Raw genomic sequence first — 16,162 nt, 5'->3', positions numbered from 1 at the left:
AGTCAGCCCATCATTCCGACAGCCGTACGCGGCTGCGGGGTCAGCGCGTCGCCCACCCGGTCGACGAGCAGGGCCATCTCGTAACCGACCTGCCCGACGTCGCAGCTGCGCGCGGCCAGGACCGCGAACGACGATCCGTCCGAGATGGACATCAGGAACAGGAAGCCGTTGTCCATCTCCACGACGGTCTGCAGGACCGCCCCGCCCTCGAAGCAGCGGGCGGCGCCCTGGGTCAGGCTGACCAGGCCGGACGAGATCGCGGCCAGCTGGTCCGCCCGGTCCCGCGGGAGGTCACGAGACGACGCGAGAAGCAGGCCGTCGGCGGAGACGGCGACCGCGTGCGCGACACCGGGCACCCGGTCGGCGAAGTTGGCCAACAGCCATCCGAGATCCTGCGTAGTTGTCATCCTTGTTGCTCCTTCTGCCCGCTCCCGGCCACCGGGCCAGAGCCAGACTGCGAGGACTGCTGCCCGCCCGGGGTCGCCTCCGGGCCGGTCGAGTTGCTGTCGGTCGGGTGGTTACGCCCCCGCTGCACGCCCCGATGGTAGGCCGAGAGCAGGCCCCGTACGCCCTCCGGCGTCCGGCGCTGCACCGAGGCCGACGGCTTCTCCACGCCACCCGGGACCAGCTGCGCCATCGGCGTCCGCTTGGGCAGCCCCTTCTGAGTGGTCTCCTCCACCGGCACCTCGGTGGCCGCCGAGGCGGCCCGCCAGCCATCGTCGGCCGCGGTCTGCCAGCCACCGGGCGGGGGCTGCGGCCGCCGGGTCGGCAGCGCCTCGGCGGGAGCGGGGCGGACGCCGCCGTTCGTGGCCGTCCCGTTGTCGCGCGGCGCTCCACCGGCCGTCGGAGTGTGTGCCATCGGTGCGTTACCTGTCGTCCCGGGTGGTGTCTGCTGAACGGCCCGACCGGTGGCGTCGACCCTGGCGAACTGCTGGGTCGCGGCACCGTTCGCCGGGGTAGCCGGGGTGGCCGGGGCGGCCGGCGCGGCGCCCGCCTCCTCCGGCCCGGGCCGGCGGGTGCGGAACCACGCCGACTCCAGCTCCCGGAAGATCGGCAGCTCCATCGTCTCGTCCGCGTACCGCTGGCGGTTCCCGGCCTGCTGCGGCGTCGTCGGGCGGTTCGCAGCCGGCGGTCGGTTGGCGGCCGGCGGCATGGCGGCCTCCGGGCGGTGCACCCGGGGCAGCTCGGTGGTCATGTCCAGGGCGGCGGCGAGCCGCTCCGGCACCGGCGGGGTGGCCGCGTCCCGGTCGGGCGCGGCGACCGGCGGCCAGACCGGCGGCGCTGCGGCGCTCGGCGCAGCCTGCGGCGGCATCTGACCCGCCGACGGCGCGGAGTACTGCTGACCCGCCGACGGCGCAGAGTACTGCTGACCCGCCGACGGCGCGGAGTACTGCTGACCCGCCGACGGCGCGGAGTACTGCTGACCGGCGGGCGGCGCCGAGTACGGCTGAACCGCCGGCGGCGCCGAGTACGGCTGGCCGTGGGCCGGCGCGGCCGACACGGGCTGGCCCGAGACCGGCTGGCTGGACACGGGCTGGGCGGAGACCGGGTGTCCGGAGACTGGCGACGACGACACCGGGACGCCGGAGACCGGCGGCGGGTTGTACGGATGCGCCTCCGGGCTGCTGGGCAGCTGCCGCGGGATCGCCGGCTGCTGGCCGGTGCCGGACGGGTCACCGTCGCCGCCGTTGCGGCGCTGCGGCAGCGGGTCGATCGGCTGGCCGTTGGAGTTCCGCGGCGTGAACGAGTCACTGCCGCTGATCCCGCTGGCACCGGTGAGGTCCGACCAGGCGGGCATCGAGCGCATCCCGCCGGTCGTGGCCGGGGTGCCGGAGCCGTTGCGCGAGGCCGGGTCGAACGGGCGACCGCCGAGGGTCACCTGGTTGCCCGACTCGCCCGGACGCGGGGCCGGCGGGGTGGCCGGGCCGTTGCCCAGGGCCGCCAGCGCGCCGAAGGCGGGGGCCGGGCCGACCGCCTGGGGGCCACCGAAGGCCGGCGCCGGGCCGGCCGCCGCGGGGAGCGCCGGGGGCTGGTGGCCCCGCCCGGAGAGGGCGCGGGGCACCAGCACGGAGGTGGGCAGCGTGACGTCGGCGACGGTGCCCCGGTCGGCGCCGGGCCGCAGCTCGACCCTCACGCCGTGCCGGGAGGCCAGTCGGGCGACCACGACCAGACCCATCATCCGGGAGACGGCCACGTCCACCTGCGGCGGCGTGGCGAGCCGCTCGTTGAGGTCACGCAACAGGTCGGCGCTGATGCCGATGCCCCGGTCCTCCACGTACAGGGAGGCGCGGTCGCCCACCCGCCGGGCCTCCACCATGACGTGCGAGTCCGGCGGGGAGAAGGCGGTGGCGTTGTCGAACAGCTCGGCGACCAGGTGCACCAGGTCGTTGACCGCGTGGGCGGCGACCTCGATGTCCCGGTCGATCACGCCGAACTCGATCCGGGTGTAGTGCTCCACCTCGGACTGCGCGGCGCGGAGCACGTCGATCAGGGCGGCCGGCTCGCGCTGCACGCGGGTCGAGTCGGCGCCGGCGAGGACCAGCAGGTTCTCGTCGTTGCGGCGCATCCGGGTGGCGAGGTGGTCGAGCTGGAACAGCTCGGCCAGCCGGTCCGGGTCCTCCTCGCCGCGCTCCAGCCGGTCCAGGTGACCGATCAGCCGGTCGACCAGGATCTGCGACCGGCGGGCCAGGTTGACGAACATCGTCGCGACGGAGGCGCGCAGCGCGGCCTGCTCGGCGGCGGTCCGGACGGCCTCCAGGTGGACGGCGTTGAACGCCTCGGTCACCTGGCCGAACTCATCCTTGCTCCGGACGGGCAGCGGCTCGGCGATCTGGTTGGCCAACTGCACCGGGGAGAGCTGCCCGATGACCTGCGGGTCACGCAGCCGGGCCACCGCCTGCGGCAGTCCGTACTGGGCCACGGAGAGGGCACCCTGCCGCAGGTCGCGCAGCGACCGGGCCATCGAGCGGGCGACCAGGTACGCGAAGAGGATCGCCAGCAGCAGCATGCTCAGCAGCAGGCCGGTCTCCAGGAAGACCTGGCGCTGCACGTCCGAGCGGAGGTTGTCGGCCTGCCGCACCACGTTGCCGTCAAGCCTCGCCTCGACCGTGCGGATCAGCTTGGCGTTGGCCACCATGGCCGCGTCCCACTGGTCCGGCCCGAACTTCGCACCAGCCATGTCGCCGGTGCTGTTGTTTTCCATGAAGGAGTTGTAAGTGACCGCCTCACGCAGGTCCGAGCCGGAGACCGTCTGGTCGTAGAACTCGCGGTCGGCCTGGTTGGTGACCGCCTTGAAGGTCTCCAGCGCCTGCGCCTGGGCGGTGCCGCTGGCGATGTAGTCGTTCCGCAGGATCGGGGTGAGCGACTTCTGCTGCAGGGCCTGGTGGACCACCACGCGGCGCTGGGAGAGGTACTCCTTCTGTCGGGCGACGGCGGCGGACGCCCGCATCCGGTCGCTCAGGTCGTTGTCCCCGGCGAGCTGGGTGGCCGAGTCCCGGACCGCGAGCAGGTCCGTGATCAGGACCGAGTACGACTTCACCGCGTCGGTGAGCGTGAGCTTGCCGTTGAAGACCTTGCTGCGGGTGCCGGGCAGGCCGGTGAGGCCGTCGTCGATCTTGCCGAGCAGCGCGTTGTAATTCGCCGGCAGGCCGTCGATCTCCAGGCGCTGCTGGGAGTACGGCGTCTTGGCCTGGTCGACCCGGGAGTTGGCCCGGTTGTAGGCCTCCTGGTACTGGGCCTTGGCCTGGGGGTTGTTGTCCCTCGCGCCGAGGAAGAGCACCGCGGAGGTCCGCTCGTCCTGCAGGGTGTCGACCAGGTCACCCGAGTAGCCGACCAAATTGGCGAGGTCGCCGGCCCGGTTGGCATTGTTGAGCGTCTGCAGGTGGTCGACCAGACCACTGGTGCCAACCACGACCGTGGCGATGGTCGGCACGATCATGATCAGACCGAGCTTGGACCAGATCGGCATGTCGCGGAGCCGGCTGGCCGGCCGGCGCAGACGCGACAGGAAGGAGCCCGCCGTCTTTGGCCGTTTGCTCACGTCACCGCCCTCGCATCACAGCGTCCGGACGTTGCCCCTGGGCAACGCCGAGCGACCGACCCGGCGGGTCGGACCTCCGAGATTCCATCACGCCGCCTCGCAAAGAGAAAGCCCAGGATGTCACTCGCCGGAGGTGTGATGAGATGTTGATGCAATTTGATAGCAATCTGTCTGTCCGGAGTCACTCAAGGTTATGGAACATCGTCACCGCGTCGTCCTGCTCGCCGGCCCTTCCGGCTCCGGAAAGTCGTACATTGCGCACCGAACCGGACTTCCTGTCCTTTGCCTGGACGACTTCTACAAGGACGGCGATGACCCTACGTTGCCGCGTCGGAACGGACAGGTGGATTGGGAGTCTCCCGGGTCCTGGGATGCCGAGACAGCGGTGGAAACAATTGCCCGACTGGGCCGGTACGGCAAGGCCGAAGTGCCGGTTTATGCGATCGGCGCGGACCGGCGGGTGGCCACCCGGCCATTCGATGTCGCCGGATCGCCACTTTTCGTCGCCGAAGGGATCTTCGCCGCCGAGATCGTCGAGGAGTGCCGCCGCCGCGGCCTCCTCGCCGGGGCGTACGCGCTGCGCCGGCCGCGCGGGGCGACGTTCCTCCGCCGGCTCGCCCGCGACCTCGCCGAGCAGCGCAAGGCGCCCCGGGTCCTGCTGAGCCGCGGGGTGGCCCTGCTCCGTGCCGAGCCGGCGGTGCTGCGCCGGCAGACCGGGTTGGGCGCCGAGGCGGCCCGGGCCCGGGAGGTGCTGCGCCGGGTGGCCGCCCTGCTCGCCGGCCACCCGCACCAGCATCCGTGATCAGCCGATCAGCTTCCCGTACGCCGGCTTGATCACCTCGTCGATGATCTTCAGTCGCTCGTCGAACGGGATGAAGGCGCTCTTCATCGCGTTGATGGTGAACCACTGGAGCTCCTTCCAGCCGTAGCCGAAGGCCTCCACCAGCAGCGCCATCTCCCGCGACATCGAGGTGCCGCTCATCAGCCGGTTGTCGGTGTTGACCGTCGCCCGGAAGCGCAGGTCCCGGAGCAGCCCGATCGGGTGCTCCACGATCGAAGGGGCGGCGCCGGTCTGCACGTTCGACGACGGGCACAGCTCCAGCGGGATCCGCTTGTCCCGCACGTACGCGGCCAGCCTGCCGAGCACCGGCTCCGGACCCGGGGTGATGTCGTCGACGATCCGTACCCCGTGGCCGAGCCGGTCGGCGCCGCACCACTGGATCGCCTGCCAGATCGACGGCAGCCCGAACGCCTCGCCGGCGTGGATGGTGAAGTGGAAGTTCTCCCGCTGGAGGTACTCGAAGGCGTCCAGGTGCCGGGTGGGCGGGAAGCCCGCCTCCGCGCCGGCGATGTCGAAGCCGACCACCCCGGCGTCGCGGTGCCGGACGGCCAGCTCGGCGATCTCCTGCGAGCGGGCGGCGTGCCGCATCGCGGTGAGCAGGGTGCCGACCCGGATCGGGGTGCCCGCCTCGGCGGCCTGCGCGCTTCCCTCCACGAAGCCGGCGACGACCGCCTCGACCACCTCGTCCAGGCTCAGGTTCTGTTCCAGGTGCTGCTCCGGCGCAAACCGGACCTCGGCGTAGACCACCCCGTCGGCGGCCAGGTCGAGCGCGCACTCCCGAGCGACCCGGCGCAGCGCGGGCGCGGTCTGCATCACCGCCACGGTGTGCGCGAACGTCTCCAGGTAGCGCTCCAGCGAGCCCGAGCTGGCCGCCTCGACGAACCAGCGGCCCAGCGCCTCCGGGTCGGTGGTGGGCAGCTCGTGGCCGACCTCGGCGGCCAGCTCGACGATCGTCGCCGGCCGCAGACCGCCGTCCAGGTGATCGTGCAGCAGCGCCTTCGGGACCTTGACGATGTCCTCGTACCGGATTGCGACCATGCTCAGACATTAGTCACCGGCGACCGCGGGACGGGATGGGACCGGGCCGGGCGGGTCAGGGGCGCCAGCCGTACACCCGCTCGACCGCGAGGCGCACCACCAGGCGACCGTCGGCCACCATGGCGGCCCGGTACTCCGCCCAGTCGGGGTGCTCGCCGCGGATCCGCCGGTAGACCTCCACCAGCTCCTCGACGGTGGCGTCGTCGGCCGCCGCGGCCGGTGGGGTGAGCGTCACGGTCCCCTCGGCCACCACGTACGCCCCGCCGTCGGCGGTGGTCACGTGGAAGCTGGCCCGGGGGTCGCGGCGCAGGTTGCGGACCTTGGCCCGGTCGCCGGTGGTGGAGCAGCGGATCAGCCCGGGCTCGGCGAGATAGTCGACGTTCGACAGCTGCGGTCGGCCGTCCCGGCGCAGGGTGACCACCACCCCGCGCCCCCGCTCGCCGAAGAGCTCCCACAGCCGGGCGCTCACGCCGCCACCCGCAGCGGCGCGAGCGCGGCGGCCAGCCGGACCAGCTGGTCGAGCATCAGGTCGGCGGCCTCGTCGCGCCCGGGGTCGGGCCGCAGCTCACCGCGGTCGTCGAGCGCCTGCCGCAGGAAGACGGCCACCGCCTCGTTGACCGGCACCATGTTCAGCGTGGTCACCACCTGCTTGATCATCTGCACCGCGCGCAGGCCGCCCGAGGTCATGCCGTAGCTGACGAAGCCGACCGGCTTGTGCCGCCACTCGTGGTAGAGGTAGTCGATCGCGTTCTTGAGCGGGGCGCTGAAGCCGTAGTTGTACTCCGGCATGACGAGGACGAAGGCGTCCGCCGCGGCGGTCGTCGCGCTCCACTCCCGAGTGTGCGGGTGCAGGTAGTTCCCCTCCGAGGGGTGGTGCGGCTCGTCGTGGAAGGGCAGCCCGACCTCGGCGAGGTCGACCAGGCGTACCTCGTCGAAGCCGCCGTGCCGGACGGCGACTTCGGTGAACCAGTCTCCGAGCCGCCGGCCCACCCGGCCGGGGCGGGTGCTGGCGACGATCACGTTCAGGCGGGGCATGGTGGGGTCACTCCTGTCGGGGCGGGCCGGGCGGGGATCGGCACGGCGAGTCGGGGGATGAGGAACTGGGCGAGCGGTCCGATGCTCAGCGCGTAGAGCACGGTGCCGACGCCGACGGTGCCGCCGAGCAGCCAGCCGGCGGCGAGCACGCCCAGCTCGATCAGGGTGCGGACGCGGCCGATCGGCAGGCCGCGCGCGGCCAGGCCGGTCATCAGCCCGTCGCGCGGGCCGGGGCCGAGCCGGGCGCCGAGGTAGAGGGCGGTAGCGACCCCGTTGAGCAGGACGCCGAGGAGCAGCAGGCCGACCCGGGCGGGGAGCGCGTGCACCGGCGGGAGCACCGCCAGCACCGCGTCGAGCGCCACCCCGACCAGCGCGACGTTGGCCACGGTGCCGAAGCCGGGGCGCTGGCGCAGCGGGAGCCAGAGCAGCAGGACCACCAGCGCCACGCCGTTGACCACCCAGCCCAGCGGCAGGCCGGTCCGGGCGGCGAGGCCCTGGTGCAGCACGTCCCAGGACGACAGCCCGAGGTCCGCGCGGACCATCAGCGCCACGCTGGCGCCGAAGAGGACCAGCCCGACCAGGAGCCGACCCAGCCGTAAGGGCAATCTGGATGACATGTCATCGACCCTAGGGTGCTCTCGGTGACATGTCAACAACTGAGTTAGGATGGTCGGCATGGACGCACCCCGGTGGCTGGACGAGCGGGAGGAGCGGGCCTGGCGCGGCTACCGCCGGATGCGCCGCCTGCTCGACCTGGAGCTGGCCCGCGAGCTGGCGCAGGACGCCGGGCTCTCCGAGCCGGACTACGACGTCCTCTCCGACCTCTCCGAGACGCCCGACCAACGGCTGCGCCTCAGCGAGCTGGCCGACCGGATGCTCTGGTCCCGCAGCCGGCTCTCCCACCACCTGACCCGGATGCAGCAGCGCGGCCTGGTTACCCGCGAGGAGTGCGCATCCGACGGCCGCGGCTCGGTGATCGCGCTGACCCCCGCCGGCCGGCGGGCCATCGAGGCGGCCGCACCGGGGCACGTGGCCGCCGTCCGCCGGCACCTGATCGACCTGCTCACGCCCGACGAGATCGAGGCGCTCGGCGCGCTGACCCACCGGGTGGTCGACCACCTCACCGCGCCGGCCCGGCCCGGTGACGACCGGCCCCGCCGGGCCGCTCCGACGCCCGCCGGCCCGGAGCTCTGACGTGGACGCCCGCATCCTCGACCGGCTGCGCTGCCCGGTCTGCGGCGATCCCCTGGCCGAGGTCACCGCGGGCACCGCCCGCGCGCTGCGCTGCCCGCGCCGGCACAGCTTCGACGTCGCCCGCCAGGGGTACGTCAACCTGCTCGCCGGCCGCGCCCCGCACGCCGGGGACAGCGCCGAGATGGTCGCCGCCCGCGCCGACTTCCTCGCCGCCGGCCACTACGACACCGTCGCCGAGGCCCTCGCCACCACCGCGCTCCCGTACGCCGAGCGCCCCGACCAGCCGTACCCGCTGGTGGTGGATGCCGGCGCCGGGACCGGCCGGTACCTCGCCGCGGTGCTGGCGGCGCTGCCGGACGCCGCCGGTCTGGCCCTGGACGTCTCCAAGCCGGCGCTGCGCCGCGCGGCCCGGGCCCACCCGCGCGCGGCGGCGGCGCTCGCCGACACCTGGCAGCGCCTCCCGCTGGCCGACGCCTCCACCGCCGTGCTGCTCAACGTCTTCGCCCCGCGCAACGGCGCGGAGTTCCACCGGGTGCTCGACCCGGCCGGCGCGCTGCTGGTGGTCACCCCGGCCGAGGACCACCTGGTCGAGCTGGTCGACCCGCTCGACCTCCTGAAGGTGGACCCGGCCAAGGCGGACCGGGTCGCCGGCAGCCTGGCCGGGCACTTCACCGAGGAGTCGACCGAGGTGCGTCGGGCCCGGCTCGCGCTCACCCGAACCGAGGTGGCCACCCTGGTCGGGATGGGCCCGAGCGCCTGGCACACCGACCCGACCCGGCTCGCCGACCGGATCGCCGCCCTGCCCGAGCCGGTCCCGGTGACGCTCGCCGTCCGGCTGGGCGTGCACCGGCCGCGCTGACCGGGTCAGGTGGAGAGGTCGACCTCTTCCCAGCCGGGCGGCTCGTCGTGGTACGGGCCGCGGAGGACCACCGCCCACTCCAGCGCCCACCGGCGCTGCCCGATCGCGTTCGCGTCCACCAGCCCGGGCGGCCGCCGGCCGGCCCGCTCCGTCGCCAGGTACGCCCAGTCCAGGCAGTAGTGCAGGTCGAGCAGGGCCGCCGCGTCGGCGGGGTGCTGCGGGGCGGCCAGGATCCGCGACCGCCACTGGGCGAAGGTCTCCCCGCTGGCGACGTGCGGCATCCGCTCCACCAGCCGCTCGTCCACCGGCACCGTCGGGTCGAGCTCCTTGGTCAACCCGAGCACCCAGGCCAGCGAGAAGAGCGCGTCGTGGTGCAGCACGAACGACCGGTGGTCGCCCTTGCCGCCCATCACGAACTGCCACTCCGGCGGCGTTACCATGTCCACCAGGCGCGAGGCGAGCAGCCAGCTCATCGCCGCCTGCGGGGGCATCCCGAAGCACCGGGCCAGGATCAGGTGCAGCACCGAGATCCGAGCCTCGATCTCGACGGTGGGTCGCAGCTCGATCTCGTCGCCCGGCTCCCACACCAGCGGGAACTGGGACGGCGGAAGTGGCAGGCCCAGCCGGGACAGCTCGTCGAGGCTCGCCTCACGGACGGCCCGGGGATCGGGGGCGGGTATGCGCACGGCTCAGGTCCCTGTCTGCTCGCAACGGCTCATCGCCGGTCTGTCCCCCCTGGGCAGGGAGAATAGCGGCTTCGGGTGGCCAGCACCACGGCACCGCCGACCGGAATTGATCAGCCGATGCGCTCGATGACCAGCGGCGTCGCCGCCGGCGCGTCCGGCGCGATCCGGACCGCGCGCTCCGCCTCGGCGAGCGCCGCCGGGATCCGCTCCCCGTGCTCGGCACGCAGCTCGTAGAGGGGGTCGCCCGCGCGTACCGGGTCACCGGGGCGCTTGTGCAGCACCACCCCGGCCGGGATGCTCACCGGGTCCTCCTTGCGGGCCCGCCCGGCGCCGAGCCGCCACGCGGCCACCCCGATGGCGTACGCGTCGACGGAGGCGACGAAGCCGTCCTCGGCAGCGCGGATCACCTCGACCTCGTTGGCGGTGGGCATCGGCGCGTCCGGGTCGCCGCCCTGCGCCCGGATCATCGTCCGCCAGACGTCCATCGCCCGGCCGTCGCGCAGCGCCGCCTCCGGGTCGGCGTCCGGCAGGCCGGCCGCGGCCAGCATCTCCCGGGCCAGGGCCAGGGTCAGCTCCACCACGTCCGCCGGGCCACCGCCGGCCAGCACCTCGACCGACTCGGTGACCTCGACCGCGTTGCCGACGGTCAGGCCGAGCGGGGTGGACATGTCGGTGAGCAGGGCGACCGTCCGCACGCCGTGCGCACCGCCCAGCTCGACCATGGTCCGGGCCAGCTCGCGGGCGTCGTCCACGGACTTCATGAAGGCGCCCGAGCCGACCTTCACGTCGAGCACCAGCGCGCCGGTGCCCTCGGCGATCTTCTTACTCATGATCGAGCTGGCGATCAGCGGGATCGCCTCGACGGTGCCGGTGACGTCGCGCAGCGCGTACAGCTTGCGGTCCGCCGGGGCCAGCCCCGCGCCGGCCGCGCAGATCACCGCGCCGACGTCGCGGAGCTGGGCGATGAACTCGTCGTTGGTGAGCGCGGCCCGCCAGCCGGGGATCGACTCCAGCTTGTCCAGGGTGCCGCCGGTGTGGCCCAGCCCGCGCCCGGAGAGCTGCGGCACCGCGCCGCCGCAGGCGGCGACGAGCGGAGTGAGCGGCAGGGTGATCTTGTCGCCGACGCCGCCCGTGGAGTGCTTGTCCGCGGTCGGCCGGGACACCGACGACAGGTCCAGCCGCTCCCCGCTGGCGATCATCGCGGCGGTCCACCGGGCGATCTCCGGCGCGGTCATGCCGCGCAGCAGGATCGCCATGGCCAGCGCCGACATCTGCTCGTCGGCCACCAGCCCCTTGGTGTACGCGTCGACCACCCAGTCGATCTGGCCGTCGCTCAGCACACCCCCGTCCCGCTTGGCCCGGATGACGTCGACCGCCGTAAAAGCACTCATCAGATGATCTTTCCTCGTCGTTGCGGATGCCGACCAGCGGCCCTGCGCCCGGCGGAGCTCAACCAGCCCAGCGGATCGGTATCTCCATCGGCGGCTCGCTCTCACCGGCCCAGAAGATGGCGCCGGCCGCGTCGACCACCACCACCCGAGGCGTACGGGCCAGCCCCCAGGTGACCGCCTCCGCCGGGTCGTCCCAGGTCGGACCCTCCTCCAGCACGCCGGTCTCGGCGCCCTCGGTGTCCCCGGCGGACCGCTCCCAGTACGCCGTCCAGACCTGCTGCCCGGCGGAGAGGTCCGGGTGCACGAAGACCGTGCCCCGCCCCCGCCAGGCGGCCAACCGCTCCGGCACCACCGGCACCGGGGTCTCGCTGACGACGGCCTCCAGGTCCTCCACGCCGAAGGCGTGCGGCAGCAGCTCGGCCATCCGCAGCGGCCGGCCCTTCGTCTCGACCAGGCACTCCGGGCCACCGTGCTCCCAGAGCAGCTGCCGGCACCGGCCGCAGGGCATCAGCGGCTCGCCGTTGGCGTCGACGCAGGACATCGCGACCAGCCGGCCGCCGCCGGTGGCGTGCAGCGAGGAGACCACCCCGCACTCGGCGCAGAGCGTGACGCCGTACGCGGCGTTCTCCACGTTGCAGCCGACCACCACCCGGCCGTCGTCGACCAGGGCGGCCGCCCCGACGGGGAACTTCGAGTACGGCGCGTACGCGTGCCGCATCGCCTCCGTGGCCGCGGCGCGCAGCCGCTCCCAGTCGATCTCGGTCATCCCACCATTCTGCCCAACTGACCCTGGTCGAACGCGGGAAGGGGTACCCCTGTGCCGGTCGACACCCGGAACGACCGTGCCCGGCGGGAAATCCCCCGCCGGGCACCGATCAGCTCAGGGCTCAGCCCTTGATGTACGGCTTGCCGTCCGCGGCCGGCGCCCGGACCCGGCCGACCAGCCCGGCCACCGCCAGGATCGTCGCCAGGTACGGCAGCATCGCCAGGAACTGGCTGGGGATGCTGCTGCCGATCGCGCCGAGGTAGGTGGCGAGCTGGTCGGCGAAGCCGAAGAAGAGCGCCGCGAGCAGCGCGCCCGTCGGGCTCCACCGGCCGAAGATCAGCGCGGCCAGGGCGATGAAGCCCTTACCGCCGATCATGTTCTTGGTGAAGGAGTAGAGCGCCAGCGTGTACGAGGCGCCGCCGATGCCGGCCACCATTCCGGCCATGATCACGTTGCGGTAGCGCAGCCGCAGCACCTTCACGCCGAGGGTGTCGGCCGCGGTCGGGTGCTCACCCACCGACCGGGTCCGCAGGCCCCATCGGGTGCGGAACAGCGCGATGTGGATGACCAGCACGAGCAGCAGGCCGAGGTAGAGGAAGATGTTGCCCCGGAACAGCGCCGGACCGATCAGCGGGATGTCCTTGAGCAGCGGGATCTCCCAGTTGCTGAACCGGGGCGCGCTGTTGTACTTCGTCGCGTCGGTCTGCATCAGCCGCTCGTAGAGGAAGCCGGTGACCCCCACCGCCAGCAGGTTGAGCACGATGCCCATGACCACCTGGTCGACCAGGTAGCGGATGGCGAAGACGGCGAGCAGCAGGGAGATCAGCGCGCCGCCGATCGCGGCGGCGACCAGGCCGACCCAGACGTTGCCGGAGATGCTGCCGAAGAGCGCGCCGGAGAAGGCGCCCATCAGCAGCTGGCCCTCGATCGCCACGTTCACCACGCCGGTCCGCTCGCAGAGCACGCCGGCCAGCGCGCCGAAGATCAGCGGCAGGGCCAGGATGAACGTGCCGCGGACGACGTTCACCAGCGGCATGAAGTTGCGGCCCTCGGGGGCGGCGGAGACCTGCCAGCACAGGAAGCTCAGCACGAAGGCGACCAGCCCGACGCCGAGCAGCGTGGTGAACCAGCGCTTCGGCACCCCGGCCAGCAGCGCGCCGCCGGCCGCGGCGGCGATGATCCCGAAGAAGATCGCGCCGGTCGTGCCGTTGACCGCCAGCGCCGCCCCGCCCTCGGTTTCGCTGAGCGTGAAGCGGGCCTGCCGGCCGGTGGCGAGCGCTCCGAAGAGCACCGCCGCGAGCACGCCCAGCGCCAGCAGGGCGGCACCCGTCTTGCGGGTCCGCGTCCAGAAGCCCTCGTCGACCGTGGCGACGGCGACGTCGGGGACAGCCGTGGTGGACATGCCTTACCAGCCCTTCGCCAGGCTCGTCTGCAACCGGGCGGCGCGGGCGGCCCGGAGCTGGAAGATCGCCTTCACCAGGGCCGGTGCGGCGATGAAGATGACGATCAGCGCCTGGAGCACGGTGACCAACTCCAGGGAGATCCCCGAGTACGACTGCATCCGGTTGCCGCCGGCCTGGAGCGCGCCGAAGAGCAGGGCGGCGAGCAGCACGCCCCACGGCTTCACCCGCCCGAGTAACGCCACCAGGATGCCGTCGAAGCCGATCTGCGCGACCACCTCCGGGGTGAGCGCGTCCGCGGTCGAGCCGAGCACCATGTTCGAGCCGCCCAGGCCGGCCAGCAGGCCGGAGATCACCATGATCAGCACGTACGTCCGGGTGACGCTGATGCCCGCGGTCCGCGCGGCGTCCGGATTGTCCCCGACCGCGCGCAGCTCGAAGCCGACCGTGGAGCGGTTGAGCAGCCAGGCGACGAACCAGGTGGCCAGCACCGCGACCAGGATGCCGGCGTGCACCCGCAGGTTGTCGCCGAGCAGGCGGGGCAGCTGGGCGGAGGACTCCACCGGCTTGCTGATCGCGTCGGCGCGGTTCGGGTTGTGCACCCCGCTCTGGATGATGATCCAGGAGAGGAAGTAGACCGCCACGTAGTTGAGCATGATCGTGTTGATCACCTCGTGGGCCCCGGTGCGCGCCTTGAGGATGCCCGGGACGAAGCCCCAGATCGCGCCGCCGGCCGCGCCGGCGATCAGCGCGACGAGCAGGTGCAGCACCGGCGGCAGCGGCAGCGCGAAGCCGGCGACCGCGGCGAGGATGACGCCGATGGTCGCCTGGCCCTGGGCGCCGATGTTGAACAGGCCGCCGCGGAAGGCGAGGGCGACCGAGAGGCCGGTGAAGGCCAGCGGCGCGGTGTAGGTGAGCGTCTCCGAGATCGGGCTCAGCACGGCGGTGAAGCCGGACGCCTCCGGGTCGAAGATCGCGCCCTTGAACAGGTTCGCGTACGCCTCGCTGACCACCGCCCAGCTGGAGTTGAGCGCGTCGGCCGGCCGGGCGGTGATGTAGCTGTAGGTGGCCAGCACCTCCGGGTCGGAGACGATGATCAGCACGGCGCCGACGAGCATCGCCAGGACCACGGCGAGCACGGTGACGGTGACCGTGTTGGCGGCCCAGAGGTTGTCCAGGAACAGCCGACCCAGCGAGGGGCGGGGCTGTTCCTCGGGCCGCTTCGGGGCGGTGGCGGTCGTCGCCGCGCGGTCGGTGTTGCCGACCGCGTTCTGCGCCGCCTGGGACTCGGTCGCCGGCTCCTTGTCCGGGGAGCCCGACGCCGGGTTCGGGTTGCTCATGCCTCGTCCTCGTTACCAGGGCCCTCGGGGGCCGGGGCCGCCGTGCCGCCGGGCTCGCCGGCCGTCTCCGGGGTGATGCCGGCCATCAGGAGGCCGATCTCCTCGCGCGGGGTGTCCGGGCCGACGATGCCGATGATCCGGCCCCGGTACATCACCGCGATCCGGTCGGCGAGGCCGATCACCTCGTCCAGCTCGCTGGAGACCACCATGACCGCGGTGCCGATGTCCCGCTCGCGGATCACCCGGCTGTGGATGAACTCGATCGAGCCGACGTCCACGCCCCGGGTCGGCTGGGCGGCGATGAAGAGCTTCAGCGGCCGGGACAGCTCCCGGGCCACGATCACCTTCTGCTGGTTGCCGCCGGAGAGGGTGCCCACCGCGGCGTCGGCCGAGGAGGTACGGATGTCGAACTGCTCGATCCGCTCCTTCGCCGACTTCGCGATGGCGTCCGGCTTGAGCGACAGACCCTTGCCGAAGGGCGGCCGGTCGTAGATGTCCAGCACCAGGTTCTCCGCGACGGAGAACTCCTTGACCAGGCCGTCGACGCTGCGGTCCTCCGGCACGTAGCCGACCCCGGCGCGGAGCACCTTCTTGGTCTGCCAGCCGTGCACGTCCTCGCCGTCGAGGGTCACCGTGCCGGCGAGCGCCGGCCGCAGGCCCATGATCGCCTCGATCAGCTCGGTCTGGCCGTTGCCCTGGACGCCCGCGACGCCGAGCACCTCGCCCGCGTGCACGGTCAGGTCGACGCCGTCGACCGCGCGGATCTGCCGGTCGTCGTCGACGACCAGGCCGGAGACCTCCAGGATCGGCCGGCCCGGGGTGGCGGGCTGCTTCTCCACGGTCAGTCGGACGCTGCGGCCGACCATCAGCGCGGCCAGTTCGTCCCGGCTGGCGGTCGGCGCGGCGGTGCCGACGGTCTTCCCGCGCCGGATGACGGTGATCCGGTCGGCGATCGCCTTCACCTCGCCCAGCTTGTGGGTGATGAAGACGATCGACTTGCCGGCGGCCTTGAGCGACCGCATGACCGTGAGCAGCTCCTCGGTCTCCTGCGGGGTGAGCACCGCGGTCGGCTCGTCCAGGATCAGCAGGTCGACGTCGCGGGTGAGCGCCTTGACGATCTCCACCCGCTGCTGGATGCCGACCGGGAGGTCCTCGATCACCGCGTCCGGGTCGACCCGGAGGTTGTACCGCTCGGAGACCTCGGCGACCTCGCGCCGGGCGCGCCGCCGGTCCAGGAAGCCGGCGATGCCGCCCTTGACCTGCTCGGCGCCGAGCATGACGTTCTCGGCCACCGTGAAGACCGGCACCAGCATGAAGTGCTGATGCACCATGCCGATCCCGGCCGCGATGGCGTCCGACGGGCCCTTCAGCTTCAGCGGCTTGCCGTCGACCAGGATCTCGCCCTCGTCGGGCTGGTAGAGCCCGTAGAGGACGTTCATCAGGGTCGACTTGCCGGCGCCGTTCTCGCCGAGCAGGGCGTGGATCTCTCCAGGCTCCACCGTCAGGTCGATGTGGTCGTTGGCGACCAGATCACCGAACCGCTTGGTGATGCCGCGCAGTTCGAGTCTCAGCG

The 16,162-nt window shown here is 72.9% G+C and carries 15 protein-coding genes; 3 read left to right on the top strand and 12 right to left on the bottom strand.

Annotated features, from left to right (window positions below):
- Positions 1-2: 2 nt before the first annotated feature.
- Complete coding sequence (locus tag EV384_RS07945; RefSeq protein WP_089011242.1) at positions 3-407, bottom strand: roadblock/LC7 domain-containing protein; 405 nt, start codon at positions 405-407, stop codon at positions 3-5.
- Positions 404-4,039 (bottom strand): sensor histidine kinase, encoded by a 3,636-nt coding sequence (locus tag EV384_RS07940; RefSeq protein ID WP_130331532.1) that lies wholly within the window; start codon positions 4,037-4,039, stop codon positions 404-406. The genes EV384_RS07945 and EV384_RS07940 overlap by 4 nt, the downstream gene beginning before the upstream one ends.
- Positions 4,040-4,424: 385 nt before the next feature.
- Here EV384_RS07940 and EV384_RS07935 point away from each other — a divergent pair, with 385 nt between their 5' ends.
- Positions 4,425-4,841, top strand: a complete 417-nt coding sequence (locus EV384_RS07935) for a hypothetical protein (protein WP_242623981.1) — start codon at positions 4,425-4,427, stop codon at positions 4,839-4,841.
- Here EV384_RS07935 and EV384_RS07930 read toward each other — a convergent pair whose 3' ends face one another.
- From EV384_RS07930 to yczE, 4 genes are read right to left on the bottom strand one after another with little or no spacing between them, the layout of a single operon-like run.
- The gene (locus tag EV384_RS07930; protein WP_130331528.1) at positions 4,842-5,918 is read right to left on the bottom strand and encodes an adenosine deaminase; all 1,077 of its coding nucleotides are present in this window, start codon (positions 5,916-5,918) and stop codon (positions 4,842-4,844) included.
- Between the two features lie 55 nt (positions 5,919-5,973).
- The gene (locus tag EV384_RS07925; protein WP_130331526.1) at positions 5,974-6,387 is read right to left on the bottom strand and encodes a PPOX class F420-dependent oxidoreductase; all 414 of its coding nucleotides are present in this window, start codon (positions 6,385-6,387) and stop codon (positions 5,974-5,976) included.
- Positions 6,384-6,953: an NADPH-dependent FMN reductase gene (locus EV384_RS07920; RefSeq protein WP_130331524.1), complete on the bottom strand. Its 570-nt coding sequence runs from the start codon at positions 6,951-6,953 to the stop codon at positions 6,384-6,386. Before EV384_RS07920 ends, EV384_RS07925 begins: the two co-directional genes overlap by 4 nt.
- Complete coding sequence (gene yczE / locus EV384_RS07915; protein ID WP_130331522.1) at positions 6,941-7,570, bottom strand: membrane protein YczE; 630 nt, start codon at positions 7,568-7,570, stop codon at positions 6,941-6,943. Before yczE ends, EV384_RS07920 begins: the two co-directional genes overlap by 13 nt.
- 58 nt (positions 7,571-7,628) lie before the next feature.
- Between yczE and EV384_RS07910 the strand changes: the two genes are divergently transcribed.
- A complete protein-coding gene (locus EV384_RS07910; RefSeq protein ID WP_130331520.1) occupies positions 7,629-8,147 on the top strand; it encodes a MarR family winged helix-turn-helix transcriptional regulator in 519 nt (172 codons plus the stop codon).
- Between the two features lies 1 nt (position 8,148).
- Positions 8,149-9,006, top strand: a complete 858-nt coding sequence (locus EV384_RS07905; RefSeq protein WP_130331518.1) for a putative RNA methyltransferase — start codon at positions 8,149-8,151, stop codon at positions 9,004-9,006.
- Between the two features lie 5 nt (positions 9,007-9,011).
- Here EV384_RS07905 and EV384_RS07900 read toward each other — a convergent pair whose 3' ends face one another.
- The 6 genes from EV384_RS07900 to EV384_RS07875 all read right to left on the bottom strand — a co-directional run bounded on the left by EV384_RS07900 (position 9,012) and on the right by EV384_RS07875 (position 16,100).
- Positions 9,012-9,692: a DUF4272 domain-containing protein gene (locus EV384_RS07900; RefSeq protein WP_130331516.1), complete on the bottom strand. Its 681-nt coding sequence runs from the start codon at positions 9,690-9,692 to the stop codon at positions 9,012-9,014.
- 110 nt (positions 9,693-9,802) lie between these two features.
- On the bottom strand, positions 9,803-11,083 hold the full coding sequence (locus tag EV384_RS07895) for a thymidine phosphorylase (protein WP_130331514.1): 1,281 nt from the start codon (positions 11,081-11,083) through the stop codon (positions 9,803-9,805).
- A gap of 58 nt (positions 11,084-11,141) precedes the next feature.
- Entirely contained in the window at positions 11,142-11,849 is a 708-nt protein-coding gene (locus EV384_RS07890) for a cytidine deaminase (RefSeq protein WP_130331513.1), read from the bottom strand.
- Between the two features lie 121 nt (positions 11,850-11,970).
- Entirely contained in the window at positions 11,971-13,251 is a 1,281-nt protein-coding gene (locus EV384_RS07885) for an ABC transporter permease (protein ID WP_130331511.1), read from the bottom strand.
- Between the two features lie 3 nt (positions 13,252-13,254).
- Positions 13,255-14,589, bottom strand: coding sequence for an ABC transporter permease (locus EV384_RS07880; RefSeq protein ID WP_130331509.1), 1,335 nt, complete (start codon positions 14,587-14,589; stop codon positions 13,255-13,257).
- On the bottom strand, positions 14,586-16,100 hold the full coding sequence (locus tag EV384_RS07875) for an ABC transporter ATP-binding protein (protein WP_341273651.1): 1,515 nt from the start codon (positions 16,098-16,100) through the stop codon (positions 14,586-14,588). Before EV384_RS07875 ends, EV384_RS07880 begins: the two co-directional genes overlap by 4 nt.
- Positions 16,101-16,162: the final 62 nt, after the last annotated feature.

The sequence above is a fragment of the Micromonospora kangleipakensis genome, from assembly GCF_004217615.1.
In the GTDB taxonomy this organism is placed as follows: Bacteria; Actinomycetota; Actinomycetes; order Mycobacteriales; family Micromonosporaceae; genus Micromonospora; species Micromonospora kangleipakensis.
This window is presented reverse-complemented; position numbering and strand designations above follow the sequence as displayed.

Bases quoted from the DNA above. Each gene is read 5' to 3' on its own strand.
- EV384_RS07895 (WP_130331514.1), bottom strand. From the start codon at position 11,083: ATGAGTGCTTTTACGGCGGTCGACGTCATCCGGGCCAAGCGGGACGGG.
- EV384_RS07920 (WP_130331524.1), bottom strand. From the start codon at position 6,953: ATGCCCCGCCTGAACGTGATCGTCGCCAGCACCCGCCCCGGCCGGGTG.
- EV384_RS07880 (WP_130331509.1), bottom strand. From the start codon at position 14,589: ATGAGCAACCCGAACCCGGCGTCGGGCTCCCCGGACAAGGAGCCGGCG.
- EV384_RS07890 (WP_130331513.1), bottom strand. From the start codon at position 11,849: ATGACCGAGATCGACTGGGAGCGGCTGCGCGCCGCGGCCACGGAGGCG.
- EV384_RS07945 (WP_089011242.1), bottom strand. From the start codon at position 407: ATGACAACTACGCAGGATCTCGGATGGCTGTTGGCCAACTTCGCCGAC.
- EV384_RS07910 (WP_130331520.1), top strand. From the start codon at position 7,629: ATGGACGCACCCCGGTGGCTGGACGAGCGGGAGGAGCGGGCCTGGCGC.
- EV384_RS07885 (WP_130331511.1), bottom strand. From the start codon at position 13,251: ATGTCCACCACGGCTGTCCCCGACGTCGCCGTCGCCACGGTCGACGAG.
- EV384_RS07930 (WP_130331528.1), bottom strand. From the start codon at position 5,918: ATGGTCGCAATCCGGTACGAGGACATCGTCAAGGTCCCGAAGGCGCTG.
- yczE (WP_130331522.1), bottom strand. From the start codon at position 7,570: ATGTCATCCAGATTGCCCTTACGGCTGGGTCGGCTCCTGGTCGGGCTG.